The organism is Croceivirga sp. ABH4_376, from assembly GCF_056160685.1.
In genome coordinates this window covers 468,015-488,392 of sequence record NZ_JBSWXQ010000001.1, presented here as the reverse complement: position 1 = coordinate 488,392, position 20,378 = coordinate 468,015, and the positions used below count along the sequence as shown (strand labels likewise).

At 36.5% G+C, this 20,378-nt stretch carries 16 protein-coding genes and 1 tRNA gene; 12 read left to right on the top strand and 5 right to left on the bottom strand.

Annotated elements, in window-relative coordinates; translation table 11 throughout:
* Nucleotides 1–35: 35 nt before the first annotated feature.
* The 4 genes from ACXAGS_RS02120 to ACXAGS_RS02105 all read left to right on the top strand — a co-directional run bounded on the left by ACXAGS_RS02120 (nt 36) and on the right by ACXAGS_RS02105 (nt 8,593).
* Nucleotides 36–3,119: a UvrD-helicase domain-containing protein gene (locus ACXAGS_RS02120; protein ID WP_474904124.1), complete on the top strand. Its 3,084-nt coding sequence runs from the start codon at nt 36–38 to the stop codon at nt 3,117–3,119.
* A 2-nt stretch (nt 3,120–3,121) separates the two neighbouring features.
* On the top strand, nt 3,122–4,315 hold the full coding sequence (gene kbl, locus ACXAGS_RS02115; protein WP_474904122.1) for a glycine C-acetyltransferase: 1,194 nt from the start codon (nt 3,122–3,124) through the stop codon (nt 4,313–4,315).
* Nucleotides 4,316–4,428: 113 nt separating this feature from the next.
* Nucleotides 4,429–5,790 carry an OmpA family protein gene (locus ACXAGS_RS02110; RefSeq protein WP_474904121.1) on the top strand — a complete coding sequence of 454 codons (1,362 nt, stop codon included), beginning with the start codon at nt 4,429–4,431 and terminating at the stop codon, nt 5,788–5,790.
* A gap of 61 nt (nt 5,791–5,851) precedes the next feature.
* Nucleotides 5,852–8,593, top strand: a complete 2,742-nt coding sequence (locus tag ACXAGS_RS02105) for a PD-(D/E)XK nuclease family protein (RefSeq protein WP_474904119.1) — start codon at nt 5,852–5,854, stop codon at nt 8,591–8,593.
* Here the strand turns inward: ACXAGS_RS02105 and ACXAGS_RS02100 are convergent, their stop codons facing one another.
* Nucleotides 8,594–9,301: an SDR family oxidoreductase gene (locus ACXAGS_RS02100; protein WP_474904117.1), complete on the bottom strand. Its 708-nt coding sequence runs from the start codon at nt 9,299–9,301 to the stop codon at nt 8,594–8,596.
* Nucleotides 9,302–9,408: 107 nt separating this feature from the next.
* On the opposite strand from ACXAGS_RS02100, the gene ACXAGS_RS02095 reads away from it, so the two are divergent.
* Nucleotides 9,409–11,229, top strand: coding sequence for a sensor histidine kinase (locus ACXAGS_RS02095; protein ID WP_474904115.1), 1,821 nt, complete (start codon nt 9,409–9,411; stop codon nt 11,227–11,229).
* Nucleotides 11,229–11,627, top strand: coding sequence for a response regulator (locus ACXAGS_RS02090; RefSeq protein ID WP_474904113.1), 399 nt, complete (start codon nt 11,229–11,231; stop codon nt 11,625–11,627). The genes ACXAGS_RS02095 and ACXAGS_RS02090 overlap by 1 nt, the downstream gene beginning before the upstream one ends.
* Nucleotides 11,628–11,691: 64 nt before the next feature.
* Here the strand turns inward: ACXAGS_RS02090 and ACXAGS_RS02085 are convergent.
* Nucleotides 11,692–11,765: transfer RNA gene (locus tag ACXAGS_RS02085), tRNA-Ala, on the bottom strand.
* 55 nt (nt 11,766–11,820) lie between these two features.
* Nucleotides 11,821–12,618 (bottom strand): universal stress protein, encoded by a 798-nt coding sequence (locus ACXAGS_RS02080; RefSeq protein ID WP_474904111.1) that lies wholly within the window; start codon nt 12,616–12,618, stop codon nt 11,821–11,823.
* A gap of 48 nt (nt 12,619–12,666) precedes the next feature.
* On the opposite strand from ACXAGS_RS02080, the gene ACXAGS_RS02075 reads away from it, so the two are divergent.
* The 6 genes from ACXAGS_RS02075 (at nt 12,667) to ACXAGS_RS02050 (ending at nt 17,157) form a co-directional block, all read left to right on the top strand.
* Nucleotides 12,667–13,167: a GNAT family N-acetyltransferase gene (locus ACXAGS_RS02075; RefSeq protein WP_474904110.1), complete on the top strand. Its 501-nt coding sequence runs from the start codon at nt 12,667–12,669 to the stop codon at nt 13,165–13,167.
* Between the two features lie 2 nt (nt 13,168–13,169).
* Nucleotides 13,170–14,510: an MATE family efflux transporter gene (locus ACXAGS_RS02070; RefSeq protein ID WP_474904108.1), complete on the top strand. Its 1,341-nt coding sequence runs from the start codon at nt 13,170–13,172 to the stop codon at nt 14,508–14,510.
* A gap of 20 nt (nt 14,511–14,530) precedes the next feature.
* Nucleotides 14,531–15,298 (top strand): enoyl-CoA hydratase/isomerase family protein, encoded by a 768-nt coding sequence (locus ACXAGS_RS02065; protein ID WP_474904107.1) that lies wholly within the window; start codon nt 14,531–14,533, stop codon nt 15,296–15,298.
* Between the two features lie 33 nt (nt 15,299–15,331).
* Nucleotides 15,332–15,805 carry a DUF4199 domain-containing protein gene (locus ACXAGS_RS02060; RefSeq protein WP_474904105.1) on the top strand — a complete coding sequence of 158 codons (474 nt, stop codon included), beginning with the start codon at nt 15,332–15,334 and terminating at the stop codon, nt 15,803–15,805.
* Between the two features lie 124 nt (nt 15,806–15,929).
* On the top strand, nt 15,930–16,352 hold the full coding sequence (locus tag ACXAGS_RS02055) for a DUF3592 domain-containing protein (RefSeq protein WP_474904103.1): 423 nt from the start codon (nt 15,930–15,932) through the stop codon (nt 16,350–16,352).
* 31 nt (nt 16,353–16,383) lie between these two features.
* A complete protein-coding gene (locus ACXAGS_RS02050; RefSeq protein ID WP_474904102.1) occupies nt 16,384–17,157 on the top strand; it encodes a UDP-2,3-diacylglucosamine diphosphatase in 774 nt (257 codons plus the stop codon).
* Between the two features lie 241 nt (nt 17,158–17,398).
* Here ACXAGS_RS02050 and ACXAGS_RS02045 read toward each other — a convergent pair whose 3' ends face one another.
* Nucleotides 17,399–18,670 (bottom strand): MFS transporter, encoded by a 1,272-nt coding sequence (locus ACXAGS_RS02045; RefSeq protein WP_474904100.1) that lies wholly within the window; start codon nt 18,668–18,670, stop codon nt 17,399–17,401.
* A 15-nt stretch (nt 18,671–18,685) separates the two neighbouring features.
* Nucleotides 18,686–20,374 (bottom strand): single-stranded-DNA-specific exonuclease RecJ, encoded by a 1,689-nt coding sequence (gene recJ, locus ACXAGS_RS02040; RefSeq protein ID WP_474904099.1) that lies wholly within the window; start codon nt 20,372–20,374, stop codon nt 18,686–18,688.
* Between the last annotated feature and the right edge of the window lie 4 nt (nt 20,375–20,378).

Genomic DNA, 20,378 nt, shown 5'->3' with positions numbered 1-20,378 from the left:
GATTGTAAGATTACTAGCTAAACAACAATTCTATCTTGAATACGAACGGATTTAAAATTTTAGATGCATCTGCAGGGTCTGGTAAAACCTATCAACTGGTAAAAATTTACCTTAAAAAAATCTTGGCAGATAGCACAACAAGAGGCTTTAGGTCACTACTGGCAATTACCTTTACCAACAAAGCGGTTGCAGAAATGAAAAACAGGATCTTAAACAGTCTGCATACCTTTTCTAAGGACTTAATCCTTACCCAAGAAAATTCAATGTTTCTGGAATTAACCCAAGAGTTGGGTATAACACCAGAGGCATTACAAAAAAAAGCTAAATTCACCTTAAAGGAAATTTTGCACAATTATGCCTTTTTTGAGGTTGCTACCATAGACAAGTTTACCCATAAAATAGTTAGAACGTTTGCCAAAGACCTTAAAATTGCCCAAAATTTTGAAGTGGTCATGGATACAGACCAATTGTTAGACGAAGCTATTGGGCAGTTATATTATAGAATAGGTAATGATGAGCAGCTAACAAAAACCTTGGTTTCTTTTGCTTTGGAAAAAGTAGACAACCAAAAAAGTTGGAACGTAACCTTCGATTTAAAAAAGATTGGCCAATTACTGTTCAATGAAAACCATTTTATAGAAATTGAAAAATTACAAGATCTAACTATATCCAACTTTGAAGCTGTAAAAACCGCCCTAAAAGAAAAGATAGCCACCCAAGAAAATGGCCTAAAAAGTCTTGCAACAGAACTGCTTGCGCTTTTTGAACAAAATGAATTAGAGCATTCTGATTTTTCTAGAGGGTCACTTCCAAAATTCTTAACAAAGGTTGCTGCGGCAGATTTTAACCTGTCTTTTACAACGCAATGGATTCAGAATATTGACACTGCACCGCTATACCCTAAAAAATGTTTAGCCCACAAACAAGAAATAATAGACGGGCTACAACCAAAAATTGCAGAAAACTTTAAAAAGATTGAAGCCGGTTTTTACCATTTACAATTTTATACCAATGTTTACAAAAACATTTTACCACTTACCGTCCTAAACGAAATTGCAAAAGAGTTACAAGACATTACCGTTAATAAGCGTAAACTCCACATTGCAGAATTTAACAAGCTAATAGCTTTACAAATAAAAGACCAGCCCGTACCCTATATTTATGAAAGATTAGGAGAACGTTACCGGCATTTCTTTGTAGATGAGTTTCAAGACACTTCTGCTATGCAATGGCAAAACCTTATTCCATTAATGGCAAATGGATTAGAAAGTTTAAATGAAAAAGGTGAAACTGGTTCCGTGCTTTTGGTAGGAGACGTAAAACAGTCTATTTATCGTTGGCGTGGCGGTAATCCAGAACAGTTTGTACAATTGCTAAATGGTACCGCTGTCCCTTTTTCGGTGCCAGTGCAAACGCACCGGTTAGCTTCTAATTACCGTAGTTATAAAACCATAGTAAATTTCAATAATACGTTTTTCCAACATGTTTCCAAGTATTTAAATAATGAGGATTTTAGGACTATTTACCTTTCAGAAAGTAGTCAAGAACCAACCAAGCATAAAGAAGGTTATGTTCAAATTAGCTTTTTAGCTACTGATCAAGACGAGATTGCGTATTGTGAACATGTTTTAGCGGATATTGATCAAATAAAAAACCTAGGGCATCAATACAAGGATATCTGCGTTTTAGTTCGGAATAACAAACATGCGGTAGAGGTGGCCAATTTTCTAGTAGAAAGAGAAATACCCATTATTTCTAATGAAGCGTTACTACTAGATAATAACGAAGAGGTTTCCTTTATACTGTCGTTCTTAAAATTTTTACTAGAACCAGAAGAAAGAGCGTATGCTTTTGAAATCTTGAATTATCTGGCTACTAAGCATAAACTAGGTTATGATTTTATAATTGCGCATCTAGAAAACCTCTATGCTTTTCTGCAAGAAAAGCATCAATTAGATTGCAATCTACTTACCAACTTTAGTGTTTTAGACATAGCAGAAATACTTATTGCCGCTTTTGATTTGGCACCAACCTCTCATGCCCATCTAACACATTTTTTGGATGTTATAATGGATTACCAAGAGAAAGAAAATACAGATTTATATGGTTTTATAGCTTATTGGAATTCTAAAAATAATTTAGCCATTACCGTGCCAACCAATTTAGATGCTGTAAGTATTATGACCATACACCGGTCTAAAGGTCTAGAATTTCCATTTGTACTTTTTCCTTTTGCTACTAGTAAACTAAATGATAAAGCTAAAACTGATAAACTTTGGATTCCTGACCAAGAAAATGCAATTCCCTATTTAGAAAAACTATTGGTAAATGGCAACAAAGACTTACTAAACCATTCTGCTTATAGCGCTGCAATATTAGAACGGGAATACCAATTATCAGAATTAGACAACATTAATGTTCTTTATGTAGCCTTGACCAGACCAATAAAGGGGCTTTTTATTTATACGGACCAAAAAGAAAAGGATGGCTACGGTACTTTTTTTGAAAGTTACCTTGCAGAACAGAACCTATGGTCTTCAGATAAGCATACATATCAATTTGGTAACATACCAGCAGGTGCTGCGGTAAAAGAACCAGAAAACAACTATTTTATTCCCTATCTCTATAGGTCTGAAGAACCTCCATATACCTATTCTATTTCCCAAACAATTTTTTGGGACGATGACACCCAGAGTAGTGTAGAAAAAGGGAACAACATACATGCCATTTTAGAAGACATTCGCACCCAAAAAGATATAGAGCCCGCCCTTCAAAAAAATATTAATCTTGGCCTAGTTAGTAAGACAGATGCTCTTTCTATTAAATCCTTGTTAGAAAATTTGGTGAGCCATCCAAAACTAGCCCCCTTCTATGCAAGTGATACTATTAGTTATAACGAGGTTGAATTATTAGATACTACTGGACAAATAGTTAGGTTGGATCGCTTGGTAGTAGTAGGAAAAAATGCCATAATCATGGATTACAAAACAGGAAAAGAAAGCTTGTACCATCAAAAACAATTGCAGAAATACGAAGCTATCTTATCAAAAATGGGGTACTTTGTATCGCAAAAAATACTTATCTACTTAAACAAAACTGTAAAACCTATATTCCTATAAGTATGTACGGAAAAATTAAAGAACATCTAGAAAAAGAAGTTCAACAAATCAAAGCAGATGGCCTTTTTAAAGAAGAACGAATTATTACCGGACCACAAGACGCTGTCATAAAAATTGATACGGGAGAAGAAGTAATTAACTTTTGTGCCAATAATTATTTAGGGTTATCCTCGCATCCAGAAGTAATACAAGCTGCAAAAGACACTATGGACACCCATGGTTTTGGCATGTCTTCTGTTCGTTTTATTTGTGGCACACAAGACATCCATAAAACCTTAGAAGCTAAAATTGCGGATTTTTACCAAACTGAAGACACCATATTGTATGCTGCCGCTTTTGATGCCAATGGTGGCGTTTTTGAACCTTTGCTAACGGCAGAGGACGCCATAATATCAGACTCACTTAACCATGCTTCAATCATTGATGGTGTACGGCTATGCAAAGCAAAAAGATACCGTTACGCTAATAATGATATGGCAGCACTTGAAGAAAGTTTAAAACAGGCCAATACAGACGGAGCACGTTTTAAAATTATTGTAACAGACGGTGTGTTTTCAATGGATGGTTTGTTGGCACCGCTAGATAAAATATGTGACCTGGCAGAACAGTACGATGCCTTAGTCATGATAGATGAATGCCATGCCGCCGGTTTTATTGGCGAAACGGGCAGGGGAACTTTAGAAGAAAAAGGTGTTTTAGACCGAATAGATATAATTACAGGTACGTTGGGCAAAGCATTGGGCGGAGCAATGGGCGGCTATACTACAGGTAAAAAAGAGATTATTGAGCTTTTAAGACAACGTTCTAGACCCTATCTTTTTTCTAACTCATTGGCACCTGCTATTGTGGGCGCCTCTATTAAAGTGTTCGATTTATTAAAAAACGACACCAGTCTAAGGGATAAACTCGAAGAAAATACCGCTTATTTTAAAAAAGGGATGAAGGCTGCAGGTTTTGACATAATAGATGGAGACTCTGCCATTGTGCCGGTAATGTTGTATGATGCTAAATTATCACAAGAAATGGCCAACGCGTTATTAAAAGAGGGTATTTATGTTATAGGCTTCTTTTATCCCGTGGTGCCAAAGGGCAAAGCCCGTATACGGGTACAATTAAGTGCGGCCCATGAAAAAGTGCACTTAGATAAAGCAATAGCCGCATTTACTAAGGTTGGCAAAGATTTAAAAATAGTATAAGCCCTTAAAAACGGTATAAAAAGCTTCAAAAAAAAATGTTGGGTATATTTTGTTAATAACTACTAACAACTTACATTTGCAGCTGATAAACACTTAAACTTAAAATTTTGAACATGAAACATCTAAGCAAATTTTTAGTTGTTGCCTTACTTGCTTTAGGGTTAAACAACCTACACGCGCAAGACGAGAACAACCCATGGCAGGTTAGTTTCGGTGCGAACGCGATAGACGTTTACCCAACCAATGCCGATCCTGCGGACGGTGTTATGACAAGCTCTTTGTTTGACGAGTATTTCAACGTATCCGATCACTGGAACATCATCCCATCTATTTCTTATGTATCTGTATCTAGATACGTTGGTGATGGTTTCTCTGTAGGAGCTAGAGGTTCTTTAAACAGAATCGAAAAGTTAGGGGATGTTAGTGTAGACGATTTATCTCACTACGCTATTGACGGTACTATTAAGTACAACATCCTAAAAAACACCAAACTTGATCCTTTCGTAGAGATTGGTGGTGGTTACACTTGGGTTGATGAAATCGGCGCTGGTACTGTTAATGGTGGTATCGGTTTAAGCTACTGGTTCTCAGAAAACGTAGGTTTAACTTTACAGACTCAATACAAGCACGCATTTGAAGATTACGGTGTAAAACATTTCCAGCACTTAGGTGGTATTAGCATCAAATTTGGTGGTACTGATACTGACGGTGATGGTGTTTATGACAAAGATGATGCTTGTCCAGAAGTTGCTGGTTTAGAAGCATTCAACGGTTGTCCTGATTCTGACGGTGATGGTATCGAAGATAGCAAAGATAGCTGTCCTGATCAAGCCGGTTCTAAAGAAATGAACGGTTGTCCTGATGCTGATGGTGACGGTGTTGCTGATAAAGATGACGCTTGTCCTAACACTGCTGGTCTTCCTGCTTTAGCTGGTTGTCCTGATGCTGATGGTGACGGTGTTGCTGATAACAAAGATGAGTGTCCAAACGAAGCAGGTCCTGCTGAGAACAAAGGATGCCCATGGCCAGATTCTGACAACGATGGTGTACTAGACAAGGACGATCAGTGTCCAGAAGTTGCTGGTACTGTTGCAAACAGCGGTTGTCCAGAAGTTACTGAAGAAGTACAAAAACAATTAAATGACTACGCTAGAACTATCTTGTTCGATACTGGTAAATCTTCTATTAAAGCAGAATCTACTTCTGTAATGGTAGACATTATCCAAATCTTGAACGAGTACCCAACTGCTAAATTTACAGTTGAAGGTCATACTGATAGTGTAGGTAGTGCTAAATTGAACCAAAAATTATCTGAAGAAAGAGCTAACTCTGTTAGAAACTTCTTAATCGATAAAGGTATTGGTTCTGACAGATTAACTGCAATTGGTTACGGTGAAGATAAGCCTATCGCTACTAACAACACAAGAGCAGGTAGAACACAAAACAGAAGAGTTGAAATCAACTTGGTAAAATAAGTTTAAGCAATTAAACTACATTAAAGCCTCGGCATTTGCCGGGGCTTTTTTATTTTTAGACATGATATCTTTTCTTCAAGAAACCGTTCTAAAAATAGTAGCAGAATCTCCCAACCTAGGGCAATCGTATTTTATTCTACCAAGTAGAAGAGCGGGGCTTTATCTTAAAAAACATTTGGCACAACAGCTTAACAAGCCCATAATAAGTCCAAAAATTGTAAGTATTGAGGAGTTTATACTAGAAGTTTCAGAACTAAACGAGACAACAAACTTTGATCTTCTTCTTAAACTTTATGAGTGTTATTTAGAAATAGAACCAAAAGAAACTTTAGCGGATTTTCTAACCTGGGGTACTACGCTTTTGGGAGACTTTAATGAGATAGATAGACACCTAGGTAATGCTGATGAACTATTCAATTACATTACAGCTGTAACCAGAATTCAACAATGGAATCCTAACCAAGAACCCACAGATTTAATTAAAGGCAATTTAAAGTTCATAAACAGACTCTCAGAACTATATCCAAGATACCAAAAGACCCTACTAAATTCCAAAACTGGCTATCAAGGGCTTATCTATAGAACCGCTTACCAAAAAATAGAATTATTTATAAGCGAAAAAGCCGTACAGCATTATTTTTTCATTGGTTTTAACGCCTTGAACACGGCAGAGTCAGAAATTATAAAGTGCTTACTAGATTCTGGTACCGCAAAAATATTCTGGGATATTGACGCTCATTTTTACAATGACAAACAACATGAAGCCGGCTATTTTATTCGCTCGCATCAACATAACTGGAAATTTTTAAAAGAAAACCCAATAGAACCGAGTAACCTTTACAATACCACATCTAAAAAAATAACGGTTACCGGTACCCCAAAAAATATTGCTCAAGCAAAATACGTGGGTAACTTATTAAAAGAAATCTATACCCACCCTGCAAGGAAAACAGCACCCGTTGCTTTAGTGTTGAGCGATGAAACATTATTACCAGCGGTTTTAAACGCCCTACCTAAAGAAGTACCACAAACTAATATTACAATGGGACTTCCACTGGCCAAAACAGCGTTAAATGCTTTTATTGGCACCTTTCTACGCACGCATCAAACCAAAAACCAAAAAGGATGGTATTATAAAGATGTTATGCAGTTAACCTCTAACACCTACTTTAAAACGCTACTAAAGCCTAACGAAAAAACCAAATTAAGTTCGCTAATTAAAAATATTAAAGAACAGAATATATTGTTCTTGCCCGTAGCTACCATAGCGGAACAGTTTGATAAAGAAAGCACCGTACATCTTTTCCTTAATTCTGAGAACAATACACCTAAACTTTTTGTGGAGAACTTACAGGAAGTGTTGGAAAAGCTGAGGCAAATCTATATAGCTACAGAAAACACTTATGAACTTCAAAGCTTAAAGCGCTTTATACAAGTTGTAAACCAATTGGGCCTACTCCAAACTAGAAAATCTTACATAAAAGATTTAAAAACCTTAGAAAGCTTGTATCTAGAACTTATAGATACCGAGCAAATAGATTTTAAAGGAAGCCCAACGGACGGATTACAAATTATGGGCATGTTAGAAAGTAGAAATCTAGATTTTGAAACGGTGATTTTGGTTTCTGTTAATGAAGGTATTTTACCAGCAGGAAAAAGTAACAACTCTTTTATCCCGTTTGAGATAAAAAAGGAGTTTGGTCTACCCACTTATAAAGAAAAAGATGCCGTATACGCCTATCATTTTTACCGTTTGTTACAACGCTGTAACAGTGCTTATATTACTTATAACACAGAACCAGACGTTTTGTTGGGCAATGAAAAAAGCCGCTTTATTTCACAACTTTTAACCGACGATTCTCTTCAATTTGAACTGAAAGAAGTGTTGGGAACACCCAAAATTACATCGTTTAAAAAAGAAAAACGTTCAGTAGAGAAGACTGAACTATTAATACATTGTCTTAAAGAAATTGCCGCAAGTGGTTTTTCTCCCTCATCTTTATCCAATTACATTAAAAACCCGTACAGCTTTTACTTGCAATCCGTTTTACGTATTAGAGATGTAGAACATGTAGAAGAACAAATTGCACATAATACCTTTGGTACCATTATTCATGATAGTTTAGAAGAATTGTATTTGCCCCTGGTAAATTCAATCCTAACCAAAGAACTATTACAAGCCCTGTTACCAAAAATTAAAGCGGTTGTTAAAACGCAGTTTTTAAAGTTTTACACGGATACAGATTTAAAAAGCGGGCAGAACCTTATTGCGCTGCATGTGGTAGAACAATACGTTTTTAAACAAATTGAATTTGATTTAAACCGAATTAAAAACAATCAAGTAATAATACTAGGTCTAGAGTTAGACCTAAAATTATCCTTAGCCCATTTTAAAGACTTTCCTGTGTATTTGAGAGGCAAGATTGATAGGGTTGAATCTGTGAACGGAGAGATACACATTTTGGATTACAAAACCGGTAATGTTACTACCTCTGAGGTTAAAACAGCAGACTTTGATACTATTACTACATCAGATACTACTTTAAAGGCTTTTCAATTACTATGTTATGCTCTAATGTATCACAAAGAAAAAAGTATAAACCAATTTAAAGCCGGTATATTACCCATAAAAAACCTAAAACTTGGCACTATGCTTTTTGGGGTAAAAGACACACCCAGGGCCCAAAAAAGTAACCCAAATATAGATTTGGAACTATTAACCTCTTTTGAGCAACAACTAAATGCCTTAATAAGCGCTATTTTAGACCCAGATGTACCTTTTATAGATTTGGACGAAACCTAGTTATTTTAAGTCCGGTCTTGTGGGCCTAACCTCAATTTTACTTGGTAAGGTTCGCGGATGCATGGTTAACAAATCCAACACCAATTTGCCAATATCCTCTGGTTGTATTTTCCAAGAATCTTCTTCAGATGGTATGTTACCATTGAAATGCGTAGCTACTGAGCCAGGCATAATTGTACTAACTTTTATATTAAACTTTCTAAGGTCTAACATAGCCGCCTGCGTAAAACCAACCACTCCAAATTTTGTGGCATTATAACCTGCTCCTTGGGCAAAAAAATTGGTCCCAGCCAAACTCGCTAGTGTTATGTAATATCCTTCAGATTTTTTTAAGGCATCTACAGAAGCTTTTAAAGTATGGAAAACACCATTTAAATTGGTATTTATCATTGTATGCCATTCTTCATCCGCCATTTCATCTACAGGCGAAAAAATACCAACTCCCGCATTAGCTAGCACAATGTCTAATTGACCAAAGTGCTCCAATATCTTTTTAACAGCATTTTTTTCGTCTTCCAGTTTGGTTACATCAGACACCAAGGCCAATGCCACGTTACTATCTCCTAACGATTTTGCTGCCTTTTCAACGGTATCCTTGTGTCTACCACTAATGGCCACTCGGTAATTATTCTTAACCAAAACTTGTGCAATTCCTAAACCTATTCCTTTACTACCTCCAGTAATATATGCTACTTTATTCACCGACATATCTCAATTTTAAAATTTGATTTATTAAATTGATAAATAATTAATTAATAACTAAACCTTCCTGTATTAATATTAAGTTATAATTTTGGAAGAAATTACGCATAAAGTTGCAAGTAAAAACCCAAAATACCCTATTTAAAGACCTACCTATTTCTGCCCTTATATTAAATGATCGGTTTGAAATTGAGTCTTACTCAGAACACTTGTTGCATGAGTTTTTGCCTAAAAAGACGGAGTTAACGGGAAAGCACGTAGCAGAAGCCATTCCCTTTTTACCTTCTTTATTTTTTACGGCAATAAACGATTGTTTTGTATACAAGTGTGGCGATGAAAACCCGGCCGTGCAATACGTGAACTACCGGAATGATATACAATGGTTAAAATGGCGTATTACCCCTAGAATAAAGGAAGATAAAACCATTAAGCTTCTTATTTATTTAGAAGAGGTTTCCAAGCAAAAACAAATGGAAGACTTCTTTACACGTGTAGAAGAAGTTGCTTTGGTTGGTGGGTGGCAACTAAACATTAAAACCAGCGAACTTTTTTGGACAGACGTTACCAAATTAATTCATGAGGTACCAAACCATTATGTACCACAACTAAAAGAGGGTTTAAAGTTCTATAAAGAGGGGGAACATAGGCATAGAATACAACAATTGGTAGACAACGCCATTAAGTATGGGATATCTTACAACGAAGAACTAATTATTGTAACGGCAAAGGGCAATGAAAAATGGGTAAGAGCTAAGGGCGAGACCGACTTTGTAAACGGAGAATGTGTACGAATTTTTGGGACTTTTCAAGACATAGACAAAGAAAAGCGTTCTGAGATTGCCATGGAACGCACCTCTAACAGATTGCAAACCGCTACAACCTCTGGTAGAATTGGAATTTGGGAATACGAATTTGATACGGAGAAAATAATTTGGGATAAAAACATGTATTCACTTTTTGGCATTAATCCAAAAAGCTTTGTTCCCAATTACACTACATGGGAAAACACGCTACATCCAGAGGACAAAGAGCGCGTTGTTAAAGATTTACAACTTGCCAAACAGGGTATTAAACCCTTTAATACAGAATACAGAATAATAGCAAAATATAACAGGGTTAGACATTTAAAAGCACAAGGTACAATTGTCTATGGCGGAAAAGGTGAACCCACAAAAATGATTGGCTCCAATTGGGATATTACAGAAAGTAAAGAAAATGAAGCGCGCCTAAAACAGCTTTTAAAGGTAACCACCAGCCAAAATGAAGGCTTATTGAATTTTGCACATATTGTTTCTCATAATTTAAGATCGCATGCTAGCAATATTGCCATGTTGTCTAATTTTTTAGATGATGATTTGAAGGATTCTGGTGCGAATTCAGAATCCCTTGATTTATTAAAAACGGCAGCTAAAAATCTTAACGAAACCATTGTACACCTTAACGAGGTTGTAGAAGTTAAAACAAATGCCACAGAAAAGCTGAAAAATATTGCGGTAAAACCTATTTTAGATAATGTTTTAGAGAGTATAGATGTTAGCGTAAAAGGCGCTAACACAAAGTTGACACATAATTTAACAGATAACACAAAGGTTCCTGCAGTTGCTGCATACCTAGATAGCATATTATTAAATTTAATTTCCAACTCCATTAGATATAAACACCCTGAACGCGATTTAAAATTGAACATAGAATACACAACCAACAAGGACAGTAAAATTTTAAGTGTTAAGGACAACGGTATTGGAATTAATTTAAAAAAACATAGAAAGAAATTATTTGGGATGTATAAAACGTTCCATGACCATTCAGAAGCAAGGGGTATAGGACTATTTATTTCTAAAAACCAAATGGAATCAATGAATGGAGAGATAAGCGTAGAAAGCAAAGAAGGGGTTGGGTCTACGTTTCATTTAACATTTTACAACAACAAATAATGAGCAAATTAGCGGTTTCCTGTGTGGTTGATGATGACCCAATATTTATTTTTGGAATGAAAATTCTACTTAAAAAAATTGGGTTTAGCGATGAGTTATTAGTGTTCAAAAATGGACAAGAAGCAATTGATGGTCTTCTAGAACGTTTAAAAAACAAAGAGCAACTACCTCAGGTTATTTTTCTAGATTTAAACATGCCTATCATGGATGGCTGGGAATTTTTAGAAGATTTTGTAAAAATACCCAATCACAACAGAGAAACGGTAAGGGTTTACGTGGTAAGCTCCTCTATTGATGCAAGGGATCACCAAAGGGCTAAAGAACTTAACATTGTTAGCAACTATTTTGTAAAACCCATTACAGAAGAAGACCTCAACGAGATTTTGAGCAATCTTTAAACTACAACAAAGCAAAAAGAAAAAAGCCACATGTACATGTGGCTTTTTACATTATATGCTTCCGTGGAGAATACCGGATTCGAACCGGTGGCCTCTTGCCTGCCAGGCAAGCGCTCTAGCCAACTGAGCTAATCCCCCATTGCAGTTCGCAAAGGAACTACATTTTGTATAAGTATCAAAATAGTTTTTTGGTTTAATATTTTTTTACGCTCAGTACTAAAACCGGAACCGGGGCATAAAATTCTGACTTTAAAATGGTGCTTTTTTCCCATAGCTTTTTAAAAAACCCACGTTTACGCCTAAAAACACACAACAAATCTGGTTTCTTATCTTGAAAATGTTCTAACACCCCGTGATAAGTAGTCTGGTTTTCCGTAATTGTTAGATTTTTGCTTAAATCTAAAAGGGCTGTATTTATCTGTAAATCGTCATCTGTATAACCCGGTGTTTTCACCATTAGCAGGTTTACGCTTGCCTTAAAATTGTTTACTACTTCTAATAAAGGGTGTAAAATTCGGCTACGTTTTAAAACACCAGATTTAAAGGCTACCAATACGCTCTTTACTGTAATGTATTCATATTCCTTAGGTACAATCAATGCAGGAATATTGGTTTGCTTAATAATTCTACCGGTAGTGTTTCCTAAATAATACTCTTCATTAACATCATTACTTTTAGGGGCAAGAATTAGTAAATCTATTCCCAGCTCTTTGTTTATTTGATTAAGGCCATCAATTATATCACCATTATAAGAGGCTATACTAACAGAGACGCCTTTAGTATCTATTTGGTTAATATATTCCTTTATTTGCTCTCTACCTGTAGACGCAACCTTTTCTGTAACATTGGACAAACTTCCAGCAACCGTTGCTACTGTAAATACATCCATAACAAATACTTTGGCACCCATATCCGCAGCAAATCCTACTGCGTATTCTAAGGTTTTAACTGCATTTGGGGACGTGCCCATCGGGACCAAGATATTTTTCATAATTAGGTTGATTTTAATATAGTTTAAATTTACACATTATATCTTAACATGATACGATTAGCAACCAAGAACGATGTACCTAAAATCATGGAAAATTGCCGGGCCTGCGCTAACCACATGATAGCCAACGGCATTTATCAATGGAATGATCATTATCCTAACACAACAGCTTTTTTAAATGATATTGAACGGGGAGAATTATTAGTTCTTACAGAAAAAGATAAAATAATAGGTACCATTGTTATTTCTACGTTAATGGACCACGAATACGAACCCATTAAATGGTTAACGCCCAATAACAACAACATTTATATACATAGATTAAGCGTACATCCGGAGTATCAAAAAAAAGGTTACGCAAAAAAGCTTATGGATTTTGCAGAAAATCTAGCCAAACAAAAGAATTTTATCTCGGTTCGTTTAGACACCTTCTCTAAAAACCAAAGAAATCAAAAGTTTTATGAAGCAAGAGGTTATCAAAAACTAGGCAATATCTATTTTCCAAAACAAAGTAATTTTCCATTCTACTGTTATGAGTTAGTTTTGTAAACATGCACAGCAAAACCATCGTTTCTTTTAAAACGATCAATAAACTAGCCATACCAGCAACTATTGCAGGCATAGCTGAACCGTTATTGTCTATTACAGATACGGCAATTGTGGGCAATATACCCGTGAATGGGGTAGCGTCCTTGGCTGCCGCTGGTATAGTGGGTTCTTTCTTATCCATGCTGGTTTGGGTTTTAGGGCAAACAAGGAGTGCAATTTCTGCATTAATTTCTCAATATTTAGGTGCTAACCAGCTAAATAAAATTGCCGATATGCCCGCACAAGCCATCTTTTTGAACATTTCGCTGAGTGTATTACTATTATTAACAAGTCTGATTTTTGCAGAAGAGATTTTTAGTCTTTTTGAAGCGTCTGGCCAAATATTAGAATATTGTGTATCCTATTTTCGCATTAGGGTTTGGGGGCTACCTTTAACGCTTTTTACCTTTGCCCTATTTGGTATTTTTAGGGGTTTACAAAATACATTTTATCCAATGGTTATCGCCATTACAGGCGCCGCTTTAAATATAGTTTTAGATTTTGCGCTTGTTTATGGAGTAGAGGGTTTTATACCTGCTCTCTATTTAGAAGGAGCAGCATACGCCAGTCTAATTTCCCAAGCGGTTATGGCTATTGCCGTTCTAATCTTGTTTCGCTTAAAAACCAATATTTCTTTAAGTCTTAGATTCCCCTTTAATAAAGAAATTAAAAACTTAATAGGGATGAGCCTTAATCTATTTGTACGCACCTTGGCTCTAAATGCAGCATTAATAGTTGCCGTTAGAGAGGCTACTTTACTAGGCAATAATTACATTGGAGCACATACTATAGCTATTAACCTTTGGATGTTTTCTGCCTTTTTTATTGATGGCTACGCTGCGGCAGGCAATAGTATGGCCGGTAAGCTATTGGGGGCTAAGGATTATAAAGGCCTATGGAAGTTGGCCAAAAAAGTATTTCTGTATGGGTGGATCATAAGCATTGTTCTTATGGGCTTAGGTTTTATTTTCTACAAACAGCTTGGAAGGTTGTTTTCCAATGACCAACCCGTACTAACGGCCTTTTACAGTGTCTTTTTTATTGTAATCTTAGGCTTACCAATGAATGCCATCGCTTTTATTTACGATGGAATTTTTAAGGGAATGGGACAAATGAAATACCTAAGAAACGTATTACTAGCAGCCACCCTTTTAGGTTTTTTCCCTACACTGTACATAGGTAAATTTCTAGGAGGTGGGTTTTATGCTATTTGGATAGCCTTTGTAGTTTGGATGGCTATTAGAGGAGGGGCCTTAGTTTTTCAATTTAGAAAGAAATTTAAACCCCTAGTGCAAAACCCTTAATTTTACAAGAAAAGTAAACCATGGGCACCACTAGAGAAAACGGAAGTTTATATGTTACCATAGAAAACCATTTAGCCACAATAGAGTTTGGGCATCCTGCCAGTAATTCTTTTGTATCTGAATTATTAGACCGTTTGGCTAAATCTTTCAAAGAACTTTCCGCTAATACATCTGTACACTTAATAATTCTAAAGTCTGAAGGGGAACGTGCCTTTTGCGCAGGGGCATCTTTTGAAGAGCTTGTTGCTGTTTCTAATTTAGAAGAAGGCAAAACTTTTTTCAGTAGGTTTGCTAAAGTTATCAATGCTATGCGGGTTTGTAAGCAACCAATAATAGGTCGGGTTCAAGGCAAAACCGTTGGTGGTGGCGTTGGTTTGGTTGCTGCATGTGATTATGTTTATGCCACGGAAGCGGCCTCTATAAAATTATCAGAGCTTTCTATTGGCATTGGTCCCTTTGTTATTGCACCGGCGGTAGAACGTAAAATTGGTAAAGTTGGTTTAGCAGAACTGTCATTAGCACCAACCGAATGGAAAAATGCTTATTGGGCCAAAGAAAAAGGGTTGTTTGCACGCGTTTTTGAAACTATTACAGAAATGGATAAAGAACTAGACTTCCATAGTCAAAACCTTGCTAAATATAATCCGGATGCCTTAATACAAATGAAGAAAATACTTTGGGAAGGAACGAGCAACTGGGATTCCTTACTGCTACAAAGAGCGGAAATTACCGGTGAACTTGCCTTATCCAAGGCTACTAAAAAGGCGCTGGATAAATTTAAAAAATAGTATTACCTTGTTGGTAACCAATACCTAAACCATATGAAAACCATTAAAACTGAAATTAAATGGGGTATAATCTTTACCCTAACCGCCTTGCTATGGATGGTGCTGGAAAAAGCTTTGGGTTGGCATGATGAACAGATTGCCAAACACGCAATTTATACCAACCTGTTTGCCATACCTGCCATAATCATATTCGTTTTTGCCTTAAAAGAGAAAAGAGACAAGGATCTTAATGGCCGCATGACTTGGGTACAAGGTTTTGTTGCTGGAGTTGTTATATCCCTGTTCGTTGCATTATTAACTCCGTTAAGTCAGTATCTTACACATAGCTTTATAACACCAGATTATTTTTCTAACGCTATTGAACATGCTGTTTCTCAAGGACAAGATAGGGGCCAAATGGAAGCTTATTTTAATTTAAACAGCTATCTATTTCAAAGTGCTTTGGGTGCTATAATTATGGGAGTTGTAACTTCTGCCATTGTAGCCCTATTTTTAAAGAAAAAATAAATGGAACTATTAGATATATTAAATAGCGACTTAGTAATGCCTTTTTTGGCCCTACTGGTAATTGGTGTCTATATTTTTACCAGATATAGGAATAACAAAAAATACAAGCGATAAATATAATTTAATGGCAAAATCAATGGGGTGGGTATTCTTTTATGGTTTATTACTGCTGCTAGGCCTTGGTTTAAGTTATATGGCCTATACCCAATTTATGCATTCCAAACAGCTTTTGGCAACAGGCATTAAAACTAAGGCAACTATAATTGGATATGAAACTTCACGTGGCGAAAACAATACGCTTTACAGCCCAGTGTTTGAGTATACAGACCACCGTAACCAAAAACAAACGTATACCAGCAAAATAGATTCCTATCCGCCACCTTTTGAAATTAATGAAACGGTATCCATTATTTATGATAAAAAGAACACTTCAAAAATGAAAGTGTTATCCTTTTGGGATTTGTATCGCGGTAGCGTAATAACTTTTATGATAGCATCGCCGTTATTGGTCATAGGATTTTCCTATTTGGCCTACAGGCTTGGTTAAGGCATAACTAGAAATCCTATCTTTGCCTCCAATGGATATTAAAAACTTAGCAGAAGGGAAAAAAGTTTACTTTGCCAGTGATAACCATTTGGGAGCCCCCAACTTTAAAGAAAGTCTACCCAGAGAAAAGCGTTTTGTTGCTTGGCTAGACCATATAAAAAAGGATGCGGCAGCTATTTTCTTAATGGGTGATTTATTTGACTTTTGGTTTGAGTATAAAAAAGTGGTCCCTAAGGGGTTTACACGCACTTTGGGCAAACTTGCAGAGCTTTCAGATGCTGGTATTCAAATCCATTATTTTGTAGGCAACCATGACCTTTGGATGAATGGATACTTTGAAGAAGAGCTTAATATACCCGTTTATCATAAGCCTAAGCAGTTTGTAATTAACAATACTTCTTTTTTTATAGGGCATGGCGATGGTCTGGGACCTGGAGATACTGGTTTTAAGTTGATGAAAAAAGTATTTGTAAATCCGGTTTCTAAATGGTTCTTTAGGTGGCTGCATCCAGACTTGGGTGTTAAACTTGCACAATACCTATCTGTTAACAATAAAGTTATTTCTGGGGATGCAGATGCTAATTTTTTAGGCGAGGATAAAGAATGGCTCATTCAATATGCCAAACGTAAATTGGAAACCCAACACTATGATTATTTTGTTTTTGGCCACCGACATTTACCCATGAAAATTGAATTAAATGGTAATTCTACCTATATAAATCTAGGAGACTGGATTAAATATTACACCTACGCGGTATTTGACGGCAAAGAACTATTCCTCAATAAACTTGAAACATCATTGTAAGTATTATCTTACAACTTATTTCCATGCTTTCACAACAATAAATTCTTTAAAATTCTTTAACGCTGTAGTTTTGGTATAACAAATTAGAAATAGTTCCAAATCTATAAGCTTATACACATGGTTAAACCAAATTTTTGAACTAACCTACAGCACTACGATCTATCCCCCAATTCTTGGATTAAGGTGCAACCAAATCTTAATTACCTACTGAAAAAAATCTCTTTCTAGAAAGAGATTTTTTTTATTTTTCTGCCTCTTGTTCCTCAACATCTTTAGACAAGTCTAGTTTTCTAAAACTAGGTGAAAAAACAGCCATGCCTCCAACGGTAAGTAACGTCATAGTACCCCCAAATATTACGGCTCTTACCGTACCAAATAATTTTGCGGTAACCCCACTCTCAAATGCACCCAGCTCATTACTAGACCCAACAAAGATAGAATTTACGGAGGCCACCCTACCCCGCATATTGTCCGGTGTTTTTAATTGCAAAATAGTTTGCCGTATAATCATGCTAACACCATCTACCGCACCACTTAAGAATAAAGCTAAAACAGACAACCAGAATAGTTTGGAAAGACCAAATATTAAGATACAAAGTCCAAATCCAAAAACGGCCCATAACAGTTTCTTGCCCGCATTTTTATGTAAAGGAAAACGAGTACTTGCCAGCATGGTAATAGATGCACCTACCGCAGGTGCAGCCCTTAGAATACCAAAACCCTCTGAACCTACCTTTAAAATATCTTGGGCAAATATGGGCAGCAAGGCCACCGCACCTCCAAATAATACTGCAATCATATCTAAACTCAAAGCGCCTAGTATGGCTTTGGTACTAAAAACAAATTTGAGTCCGTCTTTAAGGCTTTGTAAAACGGGCTCTCCTAGTTTTGGATTTAAAATTGGCTTTTTCTTGATTTGCGATAAGAATAGCAAAGCCAATACACTAAAACCAAAAATAACGCACATAGACCAGTGTACACCTATCCAACTAATGGAAAACCCTGCCAAGGCTGGCCCTAAAACCGATGCAAATTGCCAAGTAGAACTACTCCAAGTGGCTGCATTTGGATAAATCCGTTTGGGTACAATCAAAGCTATTAAGGAAAAAATGGTTGGACCTATAAAAGCACGTACCAAACCACCAACAAACACCAAGGCATATATGCCATATAAAATAGATTTTTGATCATACTTTTCTGCCACACTAGGAGCGCTAATTAAAAATAACCCTAGACTTACCAGTGTAAAGCCTAAAATACACTTTACCAGTAAGTTTCGTTTCTCATTTTGATCTACAAAGTGCCCTGCAAACAATGCAATACTAATAGCGGGTATAATTTCCATTAAACCAATTATACCTAGGGCCAATGGGTCTTTGGTTAAACTATAAACTTGCCATTCTATAACTATAAACTGCATAGACCAAGCAAATACCATAGCAAAACGCACCAATAAAAAAATGTTGAACTCCTTAAAACGAAGGGCTGCGTAAGGGTCTAATTTTTTAGACATAAAAGAAAAATAGCATTACTTAATATCCTTGATTTTTAACTGCAAACTTACGATTCCGTTCCATTCGTTTTCGTCTAAAGTGTAGGCAATAGCAACAGAATTTTGATTTTTTAACAGCGATAACTTTTTTCCTAGATTAAAACCAATTGCGTTAATTGGCCCAACTCCATTTTTTGTGACCGCCATCTTAAGATGGGCTTCTTCTTGCCCAACTCCCTTAGCATAACCGGTATCCTTAACATTCTCTGTCATAAAAACCGGCGTCATATTTCCTGGTCCAAAAGGAGCAAACTGTTTTAATATCCGCATTAGTTTAGGCGTTATTTGATTCAATTCCAGCATAGCATCTATATGTAACTCTGGGGTTAGTAATTTGGCATCTATACTAGTTGCTACCACTTCTTCAAATTTCCTTTTGAATTCTGCATATTGCGCTTCTAACAAGGTTAAGCCCGCCGCGTACTTATGACCTCCAAATTGCTCAATACAATCGGCACAAGCTTCCAATGCGTTATACACATCAAAACCTTTGACAGACCTTGCAGATGCCGCCAGTTTATTACCACTTTTTGTAAAAACTAGTGTAGGCCTGTAGTAAATCTCGGTAAGCCTAGATGCAACTATGCCAATTACACCCTTATGCCAGTCTTCTTGATATACTACAGAAGTATACTTTTCTTCTTCCTTGTTCGCTACTATTTGCTGCAGCGCCTCTTCGGTAATGGTTCTATCCAAACCTTTACGTTCTGTATTGAATTCTTCTATTTCTTTTGCAAATTTCTCTGCTTGCCCATAGTTTGTCTCTACCAATAAATTAACTGCGTGCTGTCCATGTTCCATACGCCCAGCGGCATTTATGCGCGGAGCAATAACAAAAACCACATCTGTTATTGTGAGTTTATTCTTTTTAAGCTGATTAATTATGGCCTTAATTCCCGTTCTAGGTTGGTTGTTAATTACTTCTAACCCATAATATGCCAAAACCCGGTTTTCTCCGGTCATAGGTACAATATCTGCAGCTATTGCTGTTGCCACTAAATCTAAATAAGGTAGCAAGGCTTCTATACCCAAACCTTCTTCTGCAGCCAGTGCTTGTATTAGCTTAAAACCTACTCCGCAACCGCATAGTTCTTTGTAGGGGTATACACAATCTTCTTGTTTAGGGTCTAATACCGCTACTGCAGTGGGTACTTTCGCTCCGGGTCTGTGGTGATCACAAATAATAAAATCAATGCCCTTTTCCTTTGCATAAGCTACTTTATCTAAGGCTTTAATACCACAGTCTAAAGCAATAATCAATGTAAATTCATTATCCTCTGCAAAATCAATACCCTTAAAAGAAACCCCATAACCTTCTGTATACCGGTCTGGAATGTAGGTAGCCACCTTAGGATATCTTTCTAGCAAAAAGCTACTCATTAAAGCTACTGCGGTAGTTCCATCCACGTCATAATCTCCATAAACCAAAATATTCTCGCCTTGCTCCATAGCATTTATTATCCTATGCACCGCTTTATCCATATCTTTCATTAAATATGGATCGTGTAGATGTATTAGCTCTGGTCTAAAGAATTTTTTGGCTTCCTCGTAGTTAGTAATGCCTCGTTGCACCAGTAAATGCGCTACCAAACCATCAACATTTAATGCTGTTGCCAAGGCATCGACCATTTTTTGTTCTGGTTTGGGCTTAATGGTCCACCGCATATAA

Coding starts and splice junctions, on each gene's coding strand:
- kbl (WP_474904122.1), top strand. CDS start 3,122: ATGTACGGAAAAATTAAAGAACATCTAGAAAAAGAAGTTCAACAAATC.
- ACXAGS_RS02110 (WP_474904121.1), top strand. CDS start 4,429: ATGAAACATCTAAGCAAATTTTTAGTTGTTGCCTTACTTGCTTTAGGG.
- ACXAGS_RS02105 (WP_474904119.1), top strand. CDS start 5,852: ATGATATCTTTTCTTCAAGAAACCGTTCTAAAAATAGTAGCAGAATCT.
- ACXAGS_RS02100 (WP_474904117.1), bottom strand. CDS start 9,301: ATGTCGGTGAATAAAGTAGCATATATTACTGGAGGTAGTAAAGGAATA.
- ACXAGS_RS02090 (WP_474904113.1), top strand. CDS start 11,229: ATGAGCAAATTAGCGGTTTCCTGTGTGGTTGATGATGACCCAATATTT.
- ACXAGS_RS02080 (WP_474904111.1), bottom strand. CDS start 12,618: ATGAAAAATATCTTGGTCCCGATGGGCACGTCCCCAAATGCAGTTAAA.
- ACXAGS_RS02075 (WP_474904110.1), top strand. CDS start 12,667: ATGATACGATTAGCAACCAAGAACGATGTACCTAAAATCATGGAAAAT.
- ACXAGS_RS02070 (WP_474904108.1), top strand. CDS start 13,170: ATGCACAGCAAAACCATCGTTTCTTTTAAAACGATCAATAAACTAGCC.
- ACXAGS_RS02065 (WP_474904107.1), top strand. CDS start 14,531: ATGGGCACCACTAGAGAAAACGGAAGTTTATATGTTACCATAGAAAAC.
- ACXAGS_RS02060 (WP_474904105.1), top strand. CDS start 15,332: ATGAAAACCATTAAAACTGAAATTAAATGGGGTATAATCTTTACCCTA.
- ACXAGS_RS02055 (WP_474904103.1), top strand. CDS start 15,930: ATGGCAAAATCAATGGGGTGGGTATTCTTTTATGGTTTATTACTGCTG.
- ACXAGS_RS02050 (WP_474904102.1), top strand. CDS start 16,384: ATGGATATTAAAAACTTAGCAGAAGGGAAAAAAGTTTACTTTGCCAGT.
- ACXAGS_RS02045 (WP_474904100.1), bottom strand. CDS start 18,670: ATGTCTAAAAAATTAGACCCTTACGCAGCCCTTCGTTTTAAGGAGTTC.
- recJ (WP_474904099.1), bottom strand. CDS start 20,374: ATGCGGTGGACCATTAAGCCCAAACCAGAACAAAAAATGGTCGATGCC.